This window comes from Bordetella sp. 02P26C-1 (assembly GCF_009763255.1).
Lineage (GTDB): Bacteria > Pseudomonadota > Gammaproteobacteria > Burkholderiales > Burkholderiaceae_B > Bordetella_A.
Map to the genome: position 1 here is coordinate 55914 of NZ_WSJB01000005.1, position 21550 is coordinate 77463.

At 63.1% G+C, this 21550-nt stretch carries 15 protein-coding genes and 2 riboswitches; of the genes, 3 read left to right on the forward strand and 12 right to left on the reverse strand.

Annotation, left to right across the window (positions count from 1 at the left end):
- Nucleotides 1-41: 41 nt before the first annotated feature.
- The 9 genes from gcvT to apbC form a co-directional block, all read right to left on the reverse strand.
- Nucleotides 42-1142, reverse strand: a complete 1101-nt coding sequence (gene gcvT / locus GOQ28_RS03550; RefSeq protein ID WP_160355452.1) for a glycine cleavage system aminomethyltransferase GcvT — start codon at nucleotides 1140-1142, stop codon at nucleotides 42-44.
- 81 nt (nucleotides 1143-1223) lie between these two features.
- A riboswitch (glycine riboswitch) is annotated at nucleotides 1224-1336 on the reverse strand.
- Nucleotides 1337-1368: 32 nt separating this feature from the next.
- Nucleotides 1369-1471: riboswitch (glycine riboswitch) on the reverse strand.
- Nucleotides 1472-1588: 117 nt separating this feature from the next.
- Nucleotides 1589-2482 (reverse strand): ZIP family metal transporter, encoded by an 894-nt coding sequence (locus GOQ28_RS03555; RefSeq protein WP_160355453.1) that lies wholly within the window; start codon nucleotides 2480-2482, stop codon nucleotides 1589-1591.
- 37 nt (nucleotides 2483-2519) lie between these two features.
- On the reverse strand, nucleotides 2520-3134 hold the full coding sequence (locus GOQ28_RS03560; protein WP_160355454.1) for a superoxide dismutase: 615 nt from the start codon (nucleotides 3132-3134) through the stop codon (nucleotides 2520-2522).
- A gap of 323 nt (nucleotides 3135-3457) precedes the next feature.
- Entirely contained in the window at nucleotides 3458-4660 is a 1203-nt protein-coding gene (locus GOQ28_RS03565) for an NAD(P)/FAD-dependent oxidoreductase (protein WP_160355455.1), read from the reverse strand.
- 90 nt (nucleotides 4661-4750) lie between these two features.
- Nucleotides 4751-7009 carry an arginine/lysine/ornithine decarboxylase gene (locus tag GOQ28_RS03570; protein WP_160348716.1) on the reverse strand — a complete coding sequence of 753 codons (2259 nt, stop codon included), beginning with the start codon at nucleotides 7007-7009 and terminating at the stop codon, nucleotides 4751-4753.
- 167 nt (nucleotides 7010-7176) lie between these two features.
- On the reverse strand, nucleotides 7177-7740 hold the full coding sequence (dcd, locus tag GOQ28_RS03575) for a dCTP deaminase (protein WP_160348717.1): 564 nt from the start codon (nucleotides 7738-7740) through the stop codon (nucleotides 7177-7179).
- A gap of 85 nt (nucleotides 7741-7825) precedes the next feature.
- Nucleotides 7826-11683, reverse strand: a complete 3858-nt coding sequence (locus GOQ28_RS03580; RefSeq protein ID WP_160355456.1) for a translocation/assembly module TamB domain-containing protein — start codon at nucleotides 11681-11683, stop codon at nucleotides 7826-7828.
- Nucleotides 11680-13572 (reverse strand): BamA/TamA family outer membrane protein, encoded by a 1893-nt coding sequence (locus GOQ28_RS03585; RefSeq protein ID WP_160355457.1) that lies wholly within the window; start codon nucleotides 13570-13572, stop codon nucleotides 11680-11682. The genes GOQ28_RS03580 and GOQ28_RS03585 overlap by 4 nt, the downstream gene beginning before the upstream one ends.
- Before the next feature lie 3 nt (nucleotides 13573-13575).
- Nucleotides 13576-14682 carry an iron-sulfur cluster carrier protein ApbC gene (gene apbC / locus GOQ28_RS03590; RefSeq protein WP_160355458.1) on the reverse strand — a complete coding sequence of 369 codons (1107 nt, stop codon included), beginning with the start codon at nucleotides 14680-14682 and terminating at the stop codon, nucleotides 13576-13578.
- A gap of 95 nt (nucleotides 14683-14777) precedes the next feature.
- Between apbC and GOQ28_RS03595 the strand changes: the two genes are divergently transcribed.
- Together GOQ28_RS03595 and metG are read left to right on the forward strand one after the other, a co-directional pair.
- Nucleotides 14778-15065 carry a hypothetical protein gene (locus tag GOQ28_RS03595; protein WP_160348721.1) on the forward strand — a complete coding sequence of 96 codons (288 nt, stop codon included), beginning with the start codon at nucleotides 14778-14780 and terminating at the stop codon, nucleotides 15063-15065.
- 182 nt (nucleotides 15066-15247) lie between these two features.
- Nucleotides 15248-17323 carry a methionine--tRNA ligase gene (gene metG, locus GOQ28_RS03600; RefSeq protein WP_160348722.1) on the forward strand — a complete coding sequence of 692 codons (2076 nt, stop codon included), beginning with the start codon at nucleotides 15248-15250 and terminating at the stop codon, nucleotides 17321-17323.
- Nucleotides 17324-17396: 73 nt separating this feature from the next.
- On the opposite strand, the gene GOQ28_RS03605 is transcribed toward metG, so the two are convergent.
- Together GOQ28_RS03605 and GOQ28_RS03610 are read right to left on the reverse strand one after the other, a co-directional pair.
- Nucleotides 17397-18152, reverse strand: coding sequence for a sulfurtransferase (locus GOQ28_RS03605; protein ID WP_160355459.1), 756 nt, complete (start codon nucleotides 18150-18152; stop codon nucleotides 17397-17399).
- A gap of 71 nt (nucleotides 18153-18223) precedes the next feature.
- Nucleotides 18224-18745, reverse strand: coding sequence for an META domain-containing protein (locus GOQ28_RS03610; protein ID WP_370519866.1), 522 nt, complete (start codon nucleotides 18743-18745; stop codon nucleotides 18224-18226).
- 284 nt (nucleotides 18746-19029) lie between these two features.
- On the opposite strand from GOQ28_RS03610, the gene GOQ28_RS03615 reads away from it, so the two are divergent.
- Nucleotides 19030-19857, forward strand: a complete 828-nt coding sequence (locus GOQ28_RS03615; protein WP_160355460.1) for a winged helix-turn-helix domain-containing protein — start codon at nucleotides 19030-19032, stop codon at nucleotides 19855-19857.
- A gap of 64 nt (nucleotides 19858-19921) precedes the next feature.
- Here GOQ28_RS03615 and GOQ28_RS03620 read toward each other — a convergent pair whose 3' ends face one another.
- Nucleotides 19922-21532 (reverse strand): hypothetical protein, encoded by a 1611-nt coding sequence (locus GOQ28_RS03620; RefSeq protein ID WP_160355461.1) that lies wholly within the window; start codon nucleotides 21530-21532, stop codon nucleotides 19922-19924.
- Between the last annotated feature and the right edge of the window lie 18 nt (nucleotides 21533-21550).

The following is a 21550-nucleotide window of genomic DNA, read 5'->3' on the forward strand; positions in this document are numbered from 1 at the left end:
ACGCGCCTGCGCCGACACCCCTGCCGGCGCATGGCGGCAGTTTACGAGTGTTCGACGGGTTTGCCGTGGCGGACAAAGGGCAATTTGGTTACCAAAGCCGGCACCCATTTACCGCGAATGTCTACCTCGACCGTTTGGCCGGGTGTCACGCCTAGCGGCAGGCGGGCAAAAGCAATCGACACGCCCAGCGTGGGCGACATGGTGCCGCTGGTGGTTTCGCCCATGCTTTGGGGCGTACGCACGGCCATATGGGCGCGCATCACGCCGCGTTCCTGCAGCTTCAAGCCGAGGAAAGCACACGGCGTGGCGGTTTGCTCCAGCGCATCACGGCCGATGAAACGGCGCGCGGGATCCTTGAGCGACACGGTCCAGGCCAAGCCGGCCTGATCCGGCTGGGTGAGTTCGTCCATGTCCTGGCCGTACAGATTCATGCCGGCTTCCAGGCGCAGCGTGTCGCGCGCGCCCAGACCGCAGGGGCGCACGCCCTGGGCGGCCAAATCATTCCACAGCGCAACCACATCGTCGGCGGGCAGGACGATTTCAAAGCCGTCTTCGCCGGTGTAGCCGGTACGCGCAACCAGGGTGTCGTCGGCGACTTGCGCGCCGACAAACGGGGTCAGGGATTCGGTCGCAGCCTGCCATGCCGGGCGAGCCGCCCAGACTTTGGCGCGGGCGTTCGGGCCTTGCACGGCGACCATCGCCAGATCGCGACGCGGCGTGATGGTGACCTCGAACTGGCCCGCGGCGGCGACGCGGCGCATCCACGCGACATCCTTGTCGGCCGTGCCGGCGTTCACGACCACGCGCCATGCGTCGGCGGCAAAGAAATAGATAATCAGGTCATCGATAATCCCGCCCTGGGGATTGAGCATGCAGGAATACAACGCCTTGCCGGGCACGGTCAGCTTGGCCACATCGTTGGCGACAAGACGTTGCAAAAAAGCCGCCGCTTGCTCGCCGGCCACGTCCACATTCAGCATGTGCGAGACGTCGAACATACCGGCATCGCGGCGCACGGCATGGTGTTCTTCCAGCTGCGACCCGTATGCCAGCGGCATATCCCAGCCGCCGAAATCGACCATGCGCGCACCAGCGGCGACGTGAGTTTCAGCCAGGGGGGTACGTTTTAGAACAGCAGACATGAACAGGCTCCAGTACGGCGGCATCGCCTAGGGTTACGGAATGCCGGCCTGGATGCGGAAAGCGCCAGAGCCAGCTGGATTTTCCGCCCCTCTGTCCTTTTGCCTGAGAGTTGCCCCGCATGCGGCGGGTTTGCACCTTCGGCGCCTGAGCTGCTCGCGTCAACGCGGTGCCAGGTCTCTCCAGAGTGCTGTTTCAGTGTGTGGCGCATGATCTGCGCCAGGACACTGGTGCGTCGCGGTATGGGTTACCTGAGCGATTCCGGGCGAATTGCGCCTTCGGCGACGGCCCTGCCCCAAGATGGTGGACCGCTCTCTCCCGCGACTAACATGACAGCGGAGTGAAGCATACATCGAAATTCATACCATCGCCTAGCGACAACGCGCGCCAGCGTGTTGGATCGACAGGTAATACGCGCGGCCCGCGCCGGCAAACGCCAGCGGCCGGGTTATGCCAGCGCGGTGTCGAGCAGCATCATGAGGACGAAACCAATCATCAAGCCGCCAGTCGCCCAGACCTCGTGGCCCTTGCGATGCGACTCGGGGATGATCTCGTGACTGATGACAAAGAGCATCGCGCCGGCGGCGAATCCCAGCCCCCAGGGCAGCAACTCCGCCGACCAGCCCACTACCAGCGCGCCGATAATCGCGCCTACGGGCTCGACCAGCCCGGATAGCATGCCTAACGCGACAGCGAATGTGCGGCTATATCCCACCGACAGCAACGCCAGGGCCACCACCAGCCCTTCCGGCACGTCCTGGATTGCGATCCCCGTGGCCAAGGCGCTGCCGCGCAGTGCGTCGTTGCCTACATAACTGACCCCGATGGCGAGGCCTTCGGGGACGTTATGTAGAGCGATCGCGATGACAAACAGCCAGGCTCGGCGCACGCGCTGCATGGAGATGCCTTCGCGCCCTTTGATGAAATGCTCGTGCGGCAACGTGCGGTCCATAATGAGCAGCGCCGCGGCTCCGACGAGCAACGCACCGCCCACGATCAAGCCGCGCGCCCACGGCCCATGCCCGAGTTCGCCAGCCGCCGCTAAACCGGGCACCACGAGCGAAAAGGCACAAGCCGCCAACATCACGCCGGCGCCAAACCCGAACATCGTGTCCTGCACTTTTTCCGAGAGGGTCTGGGAAAACACCACGGGCAAGGTGCCCAGCGCAGTCGCTGCGGCCGCCAGCAGCCCGCCCGCCAGCGCATCGGCCACATGCGGGGCGCGTGGAACGAGATAGTCCCACAACGCATGCGCGCCCAGACAAGCCACCAGAATGGCCAAAGTCCAAATGCTGATGCTGGTCAGCGGTGGACGAACGCGATGGCGGCTAAAAGTATTCATCAACGACCTAAGAAGTGGTGGCAAGACCTTGTTGGACTCAACCGACGGCGGCTTCGTAACGACGCGCCACTTCGGCCCAATCAATCACGTTGAAGAAAGCGCCTATGTACTCGGGACGGCGATTTTGATATTTCAAATAATACGCGTGTTCCCACACATCCAGCCCCAGGACTGGGGTATTCCCGTGCATAAGCGGACTGTCCTGATTGGCCGTGCTTTCCACCACCAGCTTGCCCTCGGGCGTGACGCTGAGCCACGCCCAGCCGCTGCCAAAACGCGTCAGCGCCGCCTTGGTAAAGGCATCCTTGAACGCGTCAAAACCGCTCAAATCGCTGTCGATGGCAGCAGCCACGCTGCCCTGAGGCTGGCCGCCGCCTTCTGGCGACATGACGGTCCAGAACAAGCTGTGATTGGCATGCCCGCCACCGTTATTGCGCACGGGGCCGCGCACGGCCTCGGGTAGCGCGTCGATGCGGCCGACCAGCGTTTCCACGGGTTCATCGGTGCCTAAACCCGCCCCTTCCAGCGCGGCGTTCAGGTTGTTGATATAGGTCTGGTGATGCTTGGTGTAGTGAATCTCCATCGTCTGCGCGTCGATGTGCGGCTCCAAAGCATCATAGGCATAGGGAAGCTTGGGGAGGGTATAAGCCATGACAGATCTCCTCGGTTGCATGCTCCCAGGAGGGGAGCAAATCAAACGACGCGGGCTCATACAGCAATTCGTATGCCCAAGGGGAGGTTCACTGGACTGAGGGGATTACCCTCCTGGCCTCATAGTGGGTCGGGTGGCTGCTGCGATGGGCGCGTCGAGGATGGCAGTGGGACAACCGGATGCCGCCCACGGACACACTTACACGTAAATGATATTCATTTTTATTTATACACACAACTGCGCATGATTTCATGCTCTGGACCCAGCGCGCCCGGATCTTCAAGGTGCCCGGAAGCAGGGACTCGCGAGTTCCCCCGCCGTGACTACAGCGCCCTGCCGCAAGCGACGCCCGAGGCCCAGGCCCACTGGAAGTTGTAGCCGCCCAGCCAGCCGGTCACATCGACGGTTTCGCCGATGAAGTAGAGGCCAGGCACCTCGCGCGCCTGCATCGATTTCTGATCCAGCGCGCGTGTATCGACCCCGCCCCGCATGACCTCGGCCTTCTTATATCCCGCGGTGCCGCTGGGAACGAGACGCCATTCATGAATGCCGCCGGCCAACGCGCGCAGCGTTTTATCGGGCGTGTCGGCCAGACGCATCGTCGCCAAATCAGCGCCGGCCCTCTGGCCCGCTGCCTGTAGCCACTGATCGGCGAGACGGCGCGGCCACAGCCCGGCCAGCACCGTTTGCAGCTGCTGCCGGTTGCCGGGTTTTGCTTCAATGAGCTCATGGGCAAGATCGCGGCCGGCGGCCAGATCGATGACGATGGGTTCACCCGGGCGCCAATAGCTAGAGATCTGCAGAATCGCCGGTCCCGAAAGCCCCCGATGCGTAAACAGCAAGTCCTCGAGGAACTCGCCCCGCGCGCGGCCGGAGCCCGTGGCCAGCGATACCTCCAAGGCCACGCCCGAGAGCTCTGCAAAGGGTTTCCACTCTGCCGGATCAAAGGTCAGCGGCACCAGCGCGGGCCGTGGCTCAACGACTTTCAAACCGAATTGTCGGGCGACCTTCAGCCCATAATCGGTGGCGCCCAACTGGGGAATTGCCATGCCGCCAGTGGCGATGACCAGTTTGGCGGCGTGAATTTCGCCCTGATTCGTACCGAGTCGATAGCCGGTATCCGACCGACTGATTTCTTGGACCTGACAAGGCATGCGCCACTGCACCCGGGCGGTTTCGCATTCCGCGCGCAGCATCTGGATAATGGACTCACTGCTGTCGTCGCAAAACAGCTGTCCACGGTGCTTCTCGTGCCAGGACACGCGGTGTTCGCGCAACAGCCCGAGGAAGTCTTTGGGCGTATAGCCCGCCAGGGCCGAGCGGCAGAAATGCGGGTTCTCAGACAGGAAATTGCCCGGCCCCGTACCCACATTGGTGAAATTGCAGCGGCCGCCGCCAGAGATGCGGATTTTTTCAGCCAGCCGCTTGGCATGATCGATCAACACGACGCGCAGGCCGCGCTGGCCGGCTACGGCGGCACACATCATGCCGGCAGCGCCAGCACCTATGATTGCGACATCAAACATGGGGACAAACGAGCGCGCGCCGTAGCGCGCCGCCCGCCCTGCTCGTGCTGACACGCCGCGCGACCGCGCGGCGGTGGGGATGAACCGCGCTCACTCGATCAGGCAGTCCACGTAGTAACGCTTGGTGCCGTCCGGACCGAGATCCTCGGCCAGGCCGTGGATATAAGTCTCGAAACCGGGGAACCGGGCGTTGAAATCGCGCGCGAATTTCAGGTACTGCACGATGGTCTTGTTGAAGCGCTCGCCCGGGATCAGCAGCGGAATGCCCGGCGGATAGGGCGTGAGCAGCACACCGGTGACGCGGCCTTCGAGTTGCGAGATCTCGACGCGCTCGACTTCGCGATGCGCCATGCGGGCAAACGCGTCCGAGGGCTTGAGCGCCGGAACCATATCGCTGAGGTACATCTCGGTCGTCAGTCGCGCGACATCGTTTTCGCGGTAGGCTTCGTGAATCTGCTGACACAGATCTCGCAACCCCATGCGCTCGTAACGACGATGCGCGCGGCTGAACTCGGGCAGGATGCGCCACAAGGGCTGATTGCGGTCGTAGTCATCCTTGAACTGCTGCAACGCGGTCAGCAGCGTGTTCCAACGGCCCTTGGTGATGCCAATCGTAAACAGGATGAAGAACGAGTAGAGGCCCGTCTTTTCGATCACGACGCCATGTTCAGCCAGATACTTGGAGACGAGCGCGGCGGGAATACCGGTTTCGCCAAAGCTGCCCGACATATCCAGGCCCGGGGTAACCACTGTTGCCTTGATCGGGTCGAGCATGTTGAAGCCGTCGGCCAGCTCGCCAAAGCCGTGCCAGTGATCGTTGGCCTCCAGCACCCATTCGTCGCGATTGCCGATGCCCTCGGAGACCAGACGGTTCGGGCCCCAGACCTTGAACCACCAGTCGTTCTTGCCGAACTCGGATTCCACCTTGCGCATGGCGCGACGGAAATCCATCGCCTCGCGGATGCTTTCCTCGACCAGCGCGGTGCCGCCCGGCGGCTCCATCATCGCAGCGGCCACGTCGCAGGACGCGATGATCGCGTACTGCGGCGAGGTCGAGGTGTGCATCAGGTACGCTTCGTTAAAGACGTTGCGATCCAGTTTGCGCGACTCGGATTCCTGCACAATGATTTGCGAGGCCTGCGAGATGCCAGCCAGCAGCTTGTGCGTCGAGTGGGTGGCGAACACCATCGGACCTTCCGGGCGCGGGCGGCCCTGGCCAATGGCGTGCATGTCCTTGTAGTAGCTGTGAAACGAGGCATGCGGCAGCCACGCTTCGTCAAAGTGCAGCGTATCGACGTAGTCGCCCAGCTTTTCCTTGATCATCTCGACGTTGTAGATCACGCCGTCGTAGGTGCTCTGGGTGAGCGTCAGGATGCGCGGCTTTTTGTTGCGCGCCTGGCGGGCAAACGGGTTGGCCTCGATCTTTTTCCGGATGTTCTCGGGATCGAATTCCTCCAGCGGGATCGGCCCGATGATGCCCAGATGGTTGCGCGTCGGACGCAGGAACACGGGGATCGCCCCCGTCATGGTGATCGCGTGCAGGATCGACTTGTGGCAGTTACGATCCACGACCACCACATCGTCGGCGGCCACGTTGGCGTGCCAGACGACCTTGTTGGAGGTGGACGTACCGTTGGTCACGAAAAAGCAATGATCCGCGTGGAAAATGCGCGCGGCATTGAGTTCGGACTCGGCAACGGGACCCGTGTGATCGAGCAACTGACCCAGCTCGTCGACGGCGTTACACACGTCGGCGCGCAACATGTTCTCGCCGAAGAACTGGTGGAACATCTGGCCCACCGGGCTCTTCAGGAACGCCACACCGCCGGAGTGACCCGGGCAATGCCACGAGTACGAACCGTCTTGCGCGTACTTCACCAGCTCGCGGAAGAACGGCGGCGGCAGGCTATCCACATAGCTGCGCGCTTCGCGGATGATGTGACGCGCCACGAACTCGGGCGTGTCCTCGAACATATGAATAAAGCCGTGCAGCTCGCGCAGGATATCGTTCGGGATGTGCTCGGACGTCCGGGTCTCGCCATACAGATAGATCGGGATATCGGCATTGCGAAACCGCAGTTCGCCGATGAAGCTGCGCAGATTCTTGATCGCGCTGGCCACATCTTCGGGAGACGAGTCGTCGAATTCCTCATCATCGATCGACAAGATAAAGCAGCTGGCGCGGCTTTGCTGTTGCGCAAACGAGCTCAAATCGCCGTAGCTCGTCACGCCAATGACTTCCACACCCTCGGCTTCGATAGCCGTTGCCAGGGCGCGAATCCCCAAACCCGAGGCGTTCTCGGACCGGTAGTCTTCGTCGATGATAAAAATGGGGAAGCGAAATTTCATGCGGGCGCTCCTGAGGCAAGGCCGAGACGGACGCGAGTGTACTGCGATAAAGACGGTGCAGGGGCGCATAAGCGCGCCCTGCGGCGGACGGTTACAACCGTATGCGAATGAGGGTTGGCAAAATGCGTACCCGGGCAGGTCATTGCGCCCCCGACGGCGTGCCCCAATCAGGTACGCGGCAAGGTGACGCCGCGCTGACCCTGGTATTTGCCGCCGCGATCACGATACGAGGTCTCGCAGACCTCGTCGCTTTCCAAGAACAGCATTTGCGCGCAGCCTTCGCCGGCGTAGATCTTGGCCGGCAGAGGCGTGGTGTTGGAGAATTCCAGGGTCACGTGGCCTTCCCATTCGGGTTCGAGCGGGGTCACGTTGACGATGATGCCGCAGCGCGCATAGGTGCTCTTGCCCAGGCAAATCGTCAGCACGCTGCGCGGAATACGGAAGTATTCGACCGTGCGCGCCAGCGCGAAGGAGTTCGGCGGAATGATGCAAACATCGCCCTTGAAATCCACGAACGACTTCTCGTCGAACTGCTTGGGGTCGACGATGGTGGAGTTGATGTTCGTGAAGATCTTGAACTCGTTGGCGCAACGGACATCGTAACCATAGCTGCTGGTGCCATAGCTGACGATACGGCCGCCGTTGGCCGTGCGGACCTGGCCCGGCTCGAAAGGTTCGATCATGCCGGCCTCGGCCGCGCGTCGGATCCAGCGGTCGCTTTTAATGCTCATGATGAGTGCTTGTTCGGGTTGACTGACAGGTATTTTAGCCTCTGCCGCCTCAGAGCCGGAATGCAGGCTCTGAGGCGCGCACCGCTTAATCGGCGAAGAACGTTTTGTATACCAATGCGATGCCATTAACGGCGCCGCCCTTGAGATCCACCGACCAGTGTCGAGACAGTTGATAACTGGCCCGTCCCACGGTTTCCGAACCCGCCATGGCCTGTTCGAGGCTGAGCGTGATGCCGTTGGCGAAACGCTTACTCGCAACCAGGAACTGCGTGGCGAGATCGCTGTCGCTGCCCGAGTTGACCTGGCTGGCCACCGTCCGGTCGGGCAGGAGACTGCCAGAGCTGCCGATGTTGCCCGAACGGATACTGACGTCATCCAGCCCGAACTGTTTATAGAACGGCTGCCCCCCACCCAGCAGCGCGGTGCCCACCGACAACAGCAGCGCCGCGTCGTTGCCATTTTCGTCCGGGCCACGCCCGAGGATCAGCCACGATAGTTTCTCTACGTCGCTGACATCGGGGTAAGACACCAGATCGATGCGCGGACGTTGGGCGGTACCCGTGACTCTGACACCGGCTTCGACTTGCTCTCCGGTACGGAGGGCCTCGATATCCAGGATCGGGTTGTCCAGCCTGCCTTGGAACGTCAGGGTGCCTCGGCGCAGCCGCAATTTCTGTCCATAGGCTTCGATGCCGCCCGCGCGAGTGCGCAAGGCGCCTATGCCCGTCAATCGGCCATCGGCCATATGAATTTGCAGTGATCCCACCAGCCCGGCGTCCAGACCCATGCCCGTGATGTAGAACCTCGGACCCATATCGAACTTCAGGTCCATGGTGATCTGCAGGGGCGAGCTGCGCGTGGTCTGGCTGTCTCCCGGACGGATCACGTGCACATCGTCATCCAGCGTCGGCACGCCCTGCAGAATTTCAAGGCTGAACCAGCCGGCGTCGGCCGTCAGATCGCCGGTAATCGATAAGCGCGGCAGTTGGGCATCGAGATTGATCGTACCCGACACCATGGCGTAACGATCGGAGCGTTGCAGCGCCGGGAATCGATACAGCTTCAGGCGAATCGCGCCCTGCGAAGTCTCGATATCCCACCATCCGGTCGCCTCGGCGTAGCCGCCCTTGGCGTCGGGATTCTGGGTGATCCATTCGCGCGTGCGCCACTCGTCGGGCATCACGCGCAGCGATGCGGGGAACCGTAGCGAGTCCAACACAACCCGCGTGCCGTCCAAATGTGCGTCGAGTGTGCCATCGATCAAGCGCACGCCGTCATCGATGCGCACCACGCGCAGGTCACGACCGCGCACGGTGCCGCTCGTGGCCCATTTGCCGTTGAGCGTGCCTTGCGCGCTGACATTGGCCTGAAGCTTGCCGCGTATCTCCATCGTATCGCCAACGAACAGATCGACCCAGGTCAGATCATCGATGTTCGCGTTGAGATCGGCGCGTATCGGGCGCTTTTCATCCAGGCTAAAGCCGCCATGGGCGTCAGCCAGCAGCACGGCGGTCGCCGTCCCGGACATCACGCCCATTTTCTGGGTGCGCACGTCTAAAGAAGCATCCAGGCGGCTCGCGCCCCCTCCGGTCGGCGTGGCTTTGACATCCACCACCAGGCGCGTCAGACCAAGCGGGATAGGCGGATCGCCCGGGATACGCAGATCGCCGTCGCGACGGGCGATTCGCGCTGTGCCGGACAATGCGCCGGCGAATTGCAGGTCCCAGGCGGCATCCAGCGCAATGCGGCGCGACGCCTGCGAGCCTCGCGCGTTGACGCGATTTTGGCGCTGCGCCTCGGCCGCAGCCGGGTCCAGGGCGCGCATGATCTCGCGCAGCATCGCGCTGTTGATTTCGAGGTTATCGGCGCGGCCGGCCGTCTGCCAGCGCCCCTGGCCACCGCGCGAGCCCTGGTGAGCAATCACGGCGCGTTGCTTGTTCGGTAGTGTCAACGTCAGCTGGGTCGCGGCCACCTCCCATTGCCATTGAGGAGTCTGCGCATCCGGGAGAAAAGCGAGCGTGACGGGTTGCAAACTGGCGCTGAAATTCATCGAACTCGCGGTCAAGCGATCGATTTTGCCGCGCCATCCGGTGAGTGCCGCCCGCAAATCGGCTGACGTGGTCGCGCCGGCCGCTGCTTTCGCGTCATCGGGTCGCTGCGTGGCGTCAGGTGCGGCGGACACAGCCTCGTCCTGACGGGCGCGCACGACCGGGGCGCCCCAGCCGCCGGTAAAAGCGACGTCGGCCTGCATGGGCGCACGGCCCAGCGTGTCGGCCCGCGAGTCAGCGGGGGTATAGCGCGCCGACAGTTCACCCTTGTGCTGATCGAGTCGGCCAGCCAATTTGCCTTTGAGGGTGGCGCCACCCGGCAGATCCGGCCAGAAAGCGTCCAGCCTCGGCGCCTGGGCGTCCAGCGTCAGCGCACCCGCCCCTTCGATCAGTTCGCCTTGCGCTTTGACTCGATTGGGACCCAAGGTGAGATCCAGCACCAAATCGTGCAGCTTAAAGCCCGCCAACGGGTCATCGGACGGCGTGGGCGCTTTTACGGCAGGTGTCGAGCCCGGGGTGATGGACGGCGAAGTGGCAGACGCTGCGGCTTGCGCGCCGGTCGCGGGCACGTCAACGCGCCCTTTCAGGGTTCCAAACAGCGGTTGGCGGTTCCAGCGGCTATCTTTATCGATTTGCAGTTGCACGTCCGCTTGACGCAGCGTGAACACATCGACCAGTTGCGCCTCGAGCGCCATGCGCGCGCTTAGCAGCCCAGGCGGCAACGCATCGCCCGCGAGCGCCCCGAGATTGAGGCGCCGGGCGTCAAGGGTGGCAACCAGGCGATCGACCCCAACGCTATCGGGCAGCGGCTGGCGATCCAGGGTGATAGTGGCTCCCGAATCATCGGCCAGGCGCAGGTCCAGATTGGCGGTACGCAGCGGAAAGGCCTGCTCCAGCGCCAGCCCAGCCTGGGCGGCCAGCTTGAGCGCGCCATCCGCCGTCGCGCCATCAAGCCGCACGGTCATTTCGGATAATGAGCCCTCGGCCTGGATACGTGCGGTCGCCGCGCAGACAACAGCGGAGGCGGCGGTCGGTTGCGAAGGCGGCTTGGCAGCCTCGGCGGCCGTGTGCGATTCTTTAGCGTCCTTGGTTTGTTTCCCGGCCTTTTTCGCTGCAGCCGCAGGCTTGCCCGCCTTGCCGTCGTTTTTCGCGCGGCCTGCCTGACTGGTTTTCCCTTTTGCGAGCGCGTCAGCCGGCGGCAGATGCAACGCTCGCGTGGCGCAGAGTGGCGAGTCCACGCCTGTGCTCTGCGCGGCAATGTTGAGGCTGGCTTGCAACGGCCACGGCTCGCTGAGCTGGCGCAAATCGACACGACCGTCCAGGTTCGCCTGGATCTGCTCGTGTGCGACACGCAGGCTATTGACGACCAGCTGGGCACCGTCTTTCTGCGTACTGAGCTGGGCCGCCAGATCACTGACAGCGACGGGCAAGGGTTCGCCATTGAGCGTCACGGCCAGATCGCCGACGGCAAAACGGTCCACGGCGACAGTCAGCGGCAATTCGGGCACGACGACCGGCTCGTTGGCGTCCTGCTCAGCGTCATCGTCACTCGTGACGACATCGACGCGCAGCGTGGCCGCCGACAGTTCCTCGACATGCAGCTGATAATCCTGCAGCGCCCGCCAACGCACGCGCAAACGCAAGTCCGTCAGGTCCACCGCCGCGCCGGGTGGGACGATTTGCAAGCGCCCCACCTCTAGGCCGCCGAGTATCGAGCCGTTGACGTCTTCCACGACGCCGTCGAACTGCTGCGCCACGACCTTGAGCAAGGTTCGGGTGCCGGTTTGCGTCCCGGTCAGCCACAACGCCAAGCCGCACAACGCAATGAACAGCGTGAGTAATAGCGGGAATCCCCAGACAAACAGGAGACGTAATAACCCTCGCAGCCACTTCAAAACGCGATCCCCAACGAAAAATGCAGCCGCAGATCGTGCCGTTCCTGACCGTAAGCCACGTCCAGAAATATCGGCCCGGCGGGGGTACGCACCCGCAAGCCCGCGCCGTAACCCAAGTGAAGCTTCATCTCACCGAATGACTCCGCCGCATCGCCCGCGTCGACAAAGACACCCATCCCCCAGCGCTCATCGAAATAGTGGTCGTATTCAATGCTGGCCACGGCCAGCGTCGCGGCCCCGACCACGGCGTCATCGCGGTGCTCGCCGATACTCAGATAACGATAGCCGCGGATCGAGCGCGCCCCGCCTGTCCGAAAACCGAAGTCGTCCGGTACGCGGGTGTTCTTATCGGACCAGATACGCCCGACTTCGCCACGCACCGTCAGCACATCGCGTTCGCCGACGGGCCACCACTGCTGGGCGCGTATGCGCGTGCGGAAAAAGGGTTTGCCGGTGTTAAGCACCATCCCGACACCGCCCCCGAGCGAAATCAGATTGCCTTCACGCGGATCGTATTTGTCGTTGACGTCGCGGCGCAAGAATTCCGACGTCAGCGTGGCCGTGGGCAGGTCGAACGCGTCACCGCCATCAAGTTTGACCTGATCGTACGCCAGCAACGCGCCCCAACGGTTCTCGTAGTCAACGCGACTGTCGCCCGCGCCCTTGCGCTCGCGTACGCGGGTGGCACCGACCGCCACGCGGCGCTCATCCTGGCCCTGAATATATTTATGCCGGGCCAGAAAACCGAACGAATCCTTTTGCCCCTTTTCATCTGGCGGCAGATGGAAGTCCGCGTAGGCGCGTTGCTCCTTGCGATCCAGGCTGATGCCACTCTCAAAAATCACCGGCCAGTCGAACACCACATTCTGTTGGTACACCGCCTGAGCCCGTGCACCGACTTCGTCGTCCAGACCGATGGACGCACTGACCCGGCGCGCCGGGCCTTCGACCACGCGGACATCGACGGGCAGCGTGATCACGCCATCCGAATTGCGCCCGTCCGCCGCGCTGGACGCGTCGGCGCTGGCGACCTCCGGGTCGCCAGCGGGCGTCACGGCGGGCAGTTTGCCAGTTTCAGAAATCGGCGCCTCCTCGGCGTCGGTCTTTTCGTCCTGCTCCTGGGAACCTAGCGTGACGAATGCGCCGCGAAAGAACGAGGTCGACTGCAGCATCTGCTGCCATTCATTGAGCTTGTTCTGATCATAGGGCTCGTCAACATCGTAGCGGACATAGCGCTTGGCTAAGGACTCTGGCACTCGCTTGAACCCCTGCGTATGCATGGGCCCCATGCGCACCAGCGGGCCACTATCGAAGGTGACGGACAGTCGCACCTCGGCCGTCTCGGCATACACGGCGGCGTCGGACTCGGCCAGATAAGCGAGCATGAAATCCCGCGAGGACAAATCGTCCAGCAGCGTGGATTTGGCTTTGTTCCAATCGCTGTTGATAAAGGGTTGCCCGACTTTTAAGGACCAGGACTCACGCAGTTCCGCGACACGCTCGGCGTACTCAGGACGAGTCACTCGACCGGTGAATTTCAGATCGACCGCGCTCACGGTGGCGCGTTTGCCAGGCTCGATCGAGATATCCCAGGTCTCTCGGCCTAGCGCCTCGCCTGCCTGCAAGGTGACCTTGGGCGTGAAATAGCCTTGCGTGGCCAATGCGGCCAGCACCGCGTCGCGGGCGCGACGGCGCAGCCGGTCGATTTCGCCGCCATCCTGATCCTCGGCCAGCCGCGTGATCGCGGCGACCGCTTCGGTAATGGAGCTCAGCGCCGCGGGCGGCACGCCACCGGGATCGATAATCACCTCGGGCTCCTCGGCCCGCGCGGCTCCCATCCATCCCAGACCCACTGCCATCAACAAAACAAAACCGATGACTGCTCGCATGTATCACCCCGCCGCCTGAACGACGACGGGCGGCAGCTTGCCGGCCCTATCCGGGGGCAACGCGGCCACGGCGCGGGCGAGTCTGCGCGCAATGTCGCGATAATGATGCGCGGCCTCGCTGTCCGGGTCCGCAATAACCGTGGGACGACCCGCATCGGCCTGCTCGCGTATTGTCTTTGCCAGTGGCAGGCTGCCCAGCCAGGGCACGTTGACCTCTTGTGCCATGCGCTGACCGCCTCCCTCGCCAAAGATGTGTTCCGCGTGGCCGCAATGGCTGCAAAGATGGACGGCCATATTTTCGATGACCCCCAGCACCGGGACGTCGACCTTTTGAAACATGCGTAATCCCTTACGCGCATCCAAGAGCGCCAGGTCCTGGGGAGTTGTCACGATCACAGCGCCCACGACGGGCACTTTCTGCGCCAGCGTCAGCGCCAGGTCGCCCGTGCCGGGCGGCATATCGACGATCAGATAATCCAGATCGCCCCAGTTTGTCTGGCGCAGCATCTGCTCGAACGCCCGTGTGACCATGGCGCCGCGCCAGATGGCCGGCGCATCGGCGTCAATCAGAAAGCCGATCGAATTCGCCTGCAGGCCATGGCCTTGCAAGGGCTCCATGGTTTTATTGTCATGGCTGACGGGGCGACCGGTGATGCCCAGCATGGCGGGCACGCTCGGACCGTAAATGTCTGCGTCAAGCAGACCGACCTTGGCGCCATCGGCCGATAGGGCAAGCGCCAGGTTGGCGGCCGTCGTGCTCTTGCCTACGCCGCCCTTGCCGGACGCGACGGCGATGATATTGCGCACATTGGACAAGGGCCGAAGTGCGCGCTGAACGGCGTGCGGTTTCACGGCCCAGCTGATTGTGACCTCGGCGCGCGCAATACCGGCGGCGTGCAGGGCGTCTCGCGCCGCTTTCTCCACGCAAGGCGCCGCCCAGCCGGCGGGATACCCCAGCGCCACGGACACGGACACCGCCTCGCCATCGATGACGATATCGGCGTCCTTCACGAGTCGATCCAGCGCCTGCCCGCCCCCGGCGTCGCCAGCCTGCGGCGAATCTGTTACCGTGCGTAATGCGCTGCGTACTTGCGCTATCGTTATACTCATTACTCTTATTCCAAAGGCAGGAGACTTACACCTGCCGCTACCCGAAGGATAGCGGATACACGGGAACCTTTTCTCCTGTTTTGCATCCGACACTCATGATCGACACAATTTCCCGAATTCTCCGAGCTGTGGCATTCGCCGTGCTGGCCCTTTTCGGCATGGCGATGGCCCTGGCCTTCATGATTTCCACTGCTATCGCGGTCGGTATTCTGTACCTGGTCGCCAAGGTGCGAGGCAAGCCGTTCGGCGTGCGCGCCTACTGGAGCCAGCGCCAGACCGCGCGCCCGAATCCGTTCCGGCCGGCGGGCGCGACCGCCTCGGGCGGCGGCTTTACGCCCCCGCGTCAGGACGTGATCGACGTCGAAGCGCGCGAAATCCGTTAATCAGACGGGCCCGACCGTTCCGGCCCCGGCGGCCTGATCGCGTAGCATCCTAGCCGCCATCCCCTGCTCCGGCCCTGCCCGGCGCGGGGGTGTTGTTTTTGGGGCGGGCTTAAAGCCCCCGCAAGGGACTTTCGCGGGCCGGTAAAATACACGTTACTTTTTCCTCTCATTCATCCCACGATATGTCTCGCACCCTGTTCGTCACGACCGCGCTGCCCTACGCCAACGGATCTTTCCATATCGGTCACATCATGGAATACATTCAGGCCGATATCTGGGTGCGCGCCATGCGCATGGCGGGCCATACCGTGCACTTCGTGGGGGCCGATGACGCGCACGGCGCGCCCATCATGCTCAAGGCCGAGAAAGAAGGCATCACGCCGCGTGACCTGGTGGCGCGCTATGCGGCCGAACGTCCGCGCTATCTGAACGGCTTTCATATCCGTTTCGATCACTGGCACTCGACCGATTCCGACGAAAACGTCGCCCTGTCGCAAGACATCTATCGTGCGCTCAAGGCCCAGGGGCTGATCGAAACGCGTTCAATCGAACAGTTCTACGATCCGGTCAAGGGCATGTTCCTGGCCGACCGTTACATCAAGGGCGAATGCCCGAAATGCCATGCCAAGGATCAATACGGCGATTCGTGCGAGGTCTGCGGCGCGGTCTACGCCCCGACCGAGCTGATCAGCCCGTACTCGGCCCTGACGGGCGCCACGCCCGTGCTGAAGTCGTCGGATCACTTTTTCTTCAAGCTGTCGGATCCGCGCTGCGTGGAATTCCTGCAGCAATGGACGACCGGCGCCAACGCGCGCGGGATCAAGCATTTGCAGGCCGAGGTGCAGGCCAAGACGCGCGAATGGCTGGGCGGCGATGACGGCGAGGCCAAGCTCGGCGACTGGGATATCTCGCGCGATGCGCCGTACTTCGGCATCGAGATTCCGGATGCGCCGGGCAAGTATTTTTACGTGTGGCTGGATGCACCGGTGGGGTATCTGGCGTCGTTGAAGGCCTATTGCCAGAAGGAAGGCCTGGATTTCGACGCGCTGCTCGACCCGGAAAGCGACACCGAGCAGGTGCACTTTATCGGCAAGGACATCATTTATTTCCACGCGCTGTTCTGGCCGGCCATGCTGAAATTCGCCGGTCGCAAGACGCCGGATGCGCTGAATGTGCATGGCTTCATCACTGTCAGCGGCGAGAAAATGTCCAAGAGCCGCGGCACGGGGATTTCGCCGCTGCGCTATCTGGACATCGGCATGAACGCGGAATGGCTGCGCTATTACATCGCCGCCAAACTGAACGCCCGTGTCGAGGATATCGATTTCAACCCGGAAGACTTTGTCGCCCGCGTCAATAGCGATCTGGTCGGCAAGTACGTCAATATCGCCAGCCGCGCGGCGACCTTTATCACCAAGCATTTTGACGGGGCGCTGGCTTATACGGGCGACACCGAAGCCTTGTCGGCAAGCTTTGCCGCGCAGGCCGAGTCGATCCGCGCCGCCTTCGAGGCGCGCGAATATAACCGCGCGATCCGCGAGATCATGGCGTATGCGGACGGCATCAATCAGGCGTTCGATAGCGCGCAGCCGTGGGTGCTGGCCAAAGGCATCAGCACGGCGGACGACGCACAAAAGGCCGCGCTGCAAGACATCTGCTCGCGCACGCTGGCGGGTTTCAAGGCGTTGTCCGTGATGTTGACGCCGGTGTTGCCGGCGCTGACCGAGCGCGTGGCGTGCGAGCTGTTTGGGGCCGCTCAACCGTACACCTGGGCCGATGCCGCCGTACTGCCCGAGCGTGTGGCGCCCTTCAAGCATCTGATGCAACGCGTGGACCCGACCATGCTGGACCAGCTGTTCGAGCCGCCGGCCGCGCCCGAACCGGCCGCGCCGACGCCCGGTGGCGAAGCCATCGCCGACACGATCACGATCGACGATTTCGCCAAGATCGACCTGCGTATTGCCAAGATCGTCGACTGCCAGCATGTCGAGGGTTCGACCAAGCTGCTGCAACTGACCCTGGACGTGGGCGAAGGCCGTCACCGCAATGTGTTCTCGGGCATCAAGTCGGCCTATAAGCCCGAGGATCTGATCGGCAAGCTGACCGTCATGGTGGCCAACCTCGCGCCGCGCAAGATGAAGTTCGGGGTGTCCGAAGGGATGGTGCTGGCGGGCAGCCACGCGGATGACAAGGTGGACGCCGGCATCTACGTGCTGGAGCCCTGGCCTGGCGCGCAACCGGGTATGCGCGTGCGCTAACGCTCGATGCTAGTCGGCGTTCATGGCGGGCAAGGCGCCGCGTGAACGCCGATATCGCAGCGCCCCTGGGTCGTTACTGACTGGCCTCGCCCGGTTCCGCCGTGGGCGCCAGACTCGGATCGAGCGCTACGCGCTCGTCAAACACAAAACAGTTGCCCTTAAAGCCGCGGCCGCCGGTTTCCTCGAAGTATTTGAGGATCCCGCCATCGAGCTGGTAGACGTGATCGATACCCGCTTCGGCCATGAAGATAGCTGCCTTCTCGCAGCGTATTCCGCCCGTACAGAAGCTCACCACCGTCTTGCCTTCCAGACTGTCCCGATTGGCCAGCACCGCCTCGGGGAATTGGGTGAAGCGGTCGATGCGCCAATCTATCGCGCCTTCGAACGTGCCCTCATCCACCTCGAACGCGTTGCGCGTGTCCAGCATGACGATAGGCCGCCCTTCGTCGTCCTGGCCTTGCTCGAGCCAGCGCGCCAGCGTGGTCGGCGCCACGGCAGGGGCACGGCCGGCGCGCGGCTGAATCGCCGGGTGATTCATACGGATAATTTCGCGCTTGATCTTGACCAGCATCTTGCGAAACGGCACATGATCCGAATAGCTGTATTTGACTTCCAGCTCGGCAAAGCGCGGGTCGGACTGCAACCATTGCAGCCAGGACTCGATTCCCGTGGCCGAGCCTGCCAAAAAGAGATTGATGCCTTCTTCGGCAAGCAGGATCGTTCCCTTTAGCTCGGCTGCCTGAGCGCGCGCGAGCATCTCGGCGCGCAAGACGGGGAGCTCGTCCAGGGGAACGAATTTGTAAGCAGCGATGTTTACGACATTGGACATGACTAGCGGTACCGCGTTGAATGTAGCGGCGTAATAGTAAACGAGCCGGGCCGATCGCCCGGCTGTGGTGCCTACTGCGGCGTCGGAGGATCCTGCGTGCGCGTGAACTCCAGCACGTCGCCGTCGCGCAGATTAAAGGTCAGATGGCGCGGAGCGCTGCCGCTATCCAACGTAAACGACGAGACCTCGCCCAAGGCCTTCAGATATGCGTTTTCGAGCGCGGCTCGAGCAGGATCCGGGCAGGCCATTCGCGTATTGCCCCGGACAGAAATCGACAGCTTCCCATCTTGCAAGCGATAATTACCGAAATAGCGGTTGCACCCGGAGTAGCCGTTGACCCGATATTCCTTGCCTTGAGCCAGGAACACCAGCTCAACCGGCTGGGCGTTCTGTCCCAGGGCGATGGGCCGACTCGCCCCACCTTTTTCAACCCAACGGGTCAGCTGCCATGCAGTTTGCGCAAACGAATCGGCGCTGGTGGCGGCATGGGTCGCGGCCGCGCCCTCGGCATGAGCCTGGGTGTGCACGGTGGTTTCCGCACATCCTGCCGCGCCTAGTACCAGGCCCGCTAACACGAATTGGCTTACCCGCAACTTCCTGAACATCTTCACCTCCAGATGTTTGTACACTGACTGACTGTAGCGCGGACACTCTCCGCCACCGCACTGAATGAAACACTGCGTCACACAAGATGCGTCTTTCCGCTCACTTGCCGCGCCCTGTCGATTATCCTCGACGCGCGCAGATAGAACCAGGGCCAACATCTTACGCAAACCTTGCCGGACTCTTTGTAAGTCCTTACAAACTCCAGGCTCTGGCCGAGTTAGACTAGGCGCGGACCATGCAATGGTCTCGATGCCTTATTCGGAATAAAACCATGAATACATCGCCGGACGTTCTTTTCCTCACTGGCGACGACCCCGCCGTTTCTCAAATCACCGAGCTTACCCACCTGGGGTTCAAGGTTCACCACTATGGCGAGCTGGCACAACTGTACGAGCATCTGTCTCAGCATGCCGTGCCTCTGGTGGTGCTAACCGGCGGTTTATCACTGATCGACATCGCCGCGGCGCAATTGCGCGTCATGCTGCCTGCCGTCGGCATTGTGGCGATCGCGGATTTTCCGGATAGCGATTCGCGGGTAAGAACCCTGTTGAGCGGCGCCGACGCCTGCCTGGACGCGACCACCTCGGGGCTGGAGCTGGCGGCGGTTCTACAATCGTTGATGCGCCGTATCGCTGAAGCGGCACAACACGCTGCGGCGGTGGAGCCCGCGCCGCAGACCTATGTCCCCACACCCACGCCCACGCACGCTGCGCACAGCTACTCGGTTCCGCTCGAGACCGCTTCCTCCACGGGGAAATGGCGCCTGACCAGCAAAGGATGGGCGCTGATGGCCCCCACGGGGCAAATGCTGTCCTTGACCACCGCCGAGCGCAGCCTGCTGCTGCGATTCGCACACGAGCCCGATAAGCGCATCAGCCGCGATGCGCTCAGCGCCGACCTGGCGTCTGGCGAAGGTCCCGAGAGCGAGCGGCGCGGCCGTTTTATCGACGTCATGATCAGTCGCATGCGCCGCAAAGCCGCGGCACAACGCGTACGCCTCCCCATTAAAGCGGTACATGGCTGGGGCTATATGTTCACCAGCGACCTTTTGGTGGATGCCGACATCCCGGATTTGGAAGATGTGACCGCTAGCCGCTGATAGGCCTTTACCCGCCGAATGCCCCCGCTGCGCGCGTAACCGGGGGCATTTGCGTGGAAACGCATTACTCGAAAGTGTGAGAAATCGCAGCGCCCCCGCCGGGAGCCACGGTGATTCTGCCGCGATATTCTCCCGCGGCGGGATTGCGGATCGTGACGTTATAGCTGCCCGGCGTGAGCATGATCCGCCCTAAGGGAGGGCTGACGCCACGCGAGCGGCCGTTGATCAGGACTTCGCCCCACGGGCGCACCCGGACCGGCACGGCGACAGGGGTCGCGGTGGGGGGCTTCTCCGTGGAGGGAGACGGCTCGGGCGGGGTTCCAACGACGGTGTCGTTAGCTGCAGCAGTAGGTTCTGGCTCGTTCGACGTCTCGGACGCGGAAGGCTGCGGCTGTGGCGCTGTCGCAGCGCTGCCTGCGGAATCAGTATCGGCGCCGACGGGCGCTGGACGTTGGTGGACCCCAGTCGTTGCCGTAGCAACAGAGTCTGACGACGCCCCGACGTCTGGATTCGCGGTGGTCTCGGCGGTGGACGAAGCAACCGCTGCAGTCGACGCGGGAGCGTCAGGGGTGCTATGCAGGGTCGCATCGCCCTCGTCAGAAGCCGCATCGGAAGCTGTGTCCGCCAGAGGCGCTGCAGCGTCAGACCTTGTTGGCGGTTGTGAGGCAGAGTCAGAGACTGGGGCTGGTTCTGACTGTTCTGGGCTGGATGTAGCGGACGATACGGCTCCGGTTTGCGCGCGGTTTGCTTCGCCATCACGCTGCTCAAGTTGAGATAACGCGGGCGGCTCGGGAACGCTCGGCGGCATCGACGCGGCTTCCTCGTGTTCGGGAGTCGCGCCTGCGTAATTGGCCGAGCGCGGCGGCGCCACGGACTGCAGCCAGATATAAACGCCCAACGCGATCGCGCCCAGCACACCGAGGAGCAACAGCAAAGGCACGCGCGTGCCTCGCGGGCGCACCGGTGCGGCAGCCACCGGGGGCAACGCAGCGGCCGCCTCCTCACGGGCGACCTGCGCCTGCACCGCATGCTCAGTCTGCGGCGCTACGGCCACTGTAGCAGCGTCGCGGTCGACGACAGACGACGTTTGATCGGTCTCTGTCGCAAGCTGCCCCGGCCACGCCAGTCCGACGGCCGCACAGAACGCCTGTAGCGTTGCGGGTCGCCCCGCCGGTGCTAACGACAAACCGCTATCGATGGTTTGCAGGAATTCGCGGTCGTAACCGGCGGGGCTTATCTCCACCAACGGCGTGGCGAGATCCTTGACACGACGCGCCAGCGCGCCGGGCGGCGCGGCACCCATCACCATTGCATGGGCTAATGCGCTAAGCCCGTAGACATCGGTCCATGGACCACACTGCCAATCCGGGTCATCGGTGTACTGCTCGAAGGCGGCATACCCTTCGATTCGCGTTGCCTCCTCGGCGTCCGGGGCAGGAGACAACGGCGCATGCATCAGATGCGCGTGACCCGATGCGTCCAACCCCACCGTACTCGTGGCGATGCCGCCATGCACGCGACCCTCTGCGTGCAAGGGTGCTAACGCTTCGATCAATTCGGCAAGCACGCGCTGGATACGCTTTTGCGGCACGCCGCCTCTGGCCACGGCGGCGATCAAATTCAGCGGCCGCAAGGTCGATGCGTCAGGATGTAGCGTGAAGGATGTCGTACTCATGCAGGGACTCCGTGCACC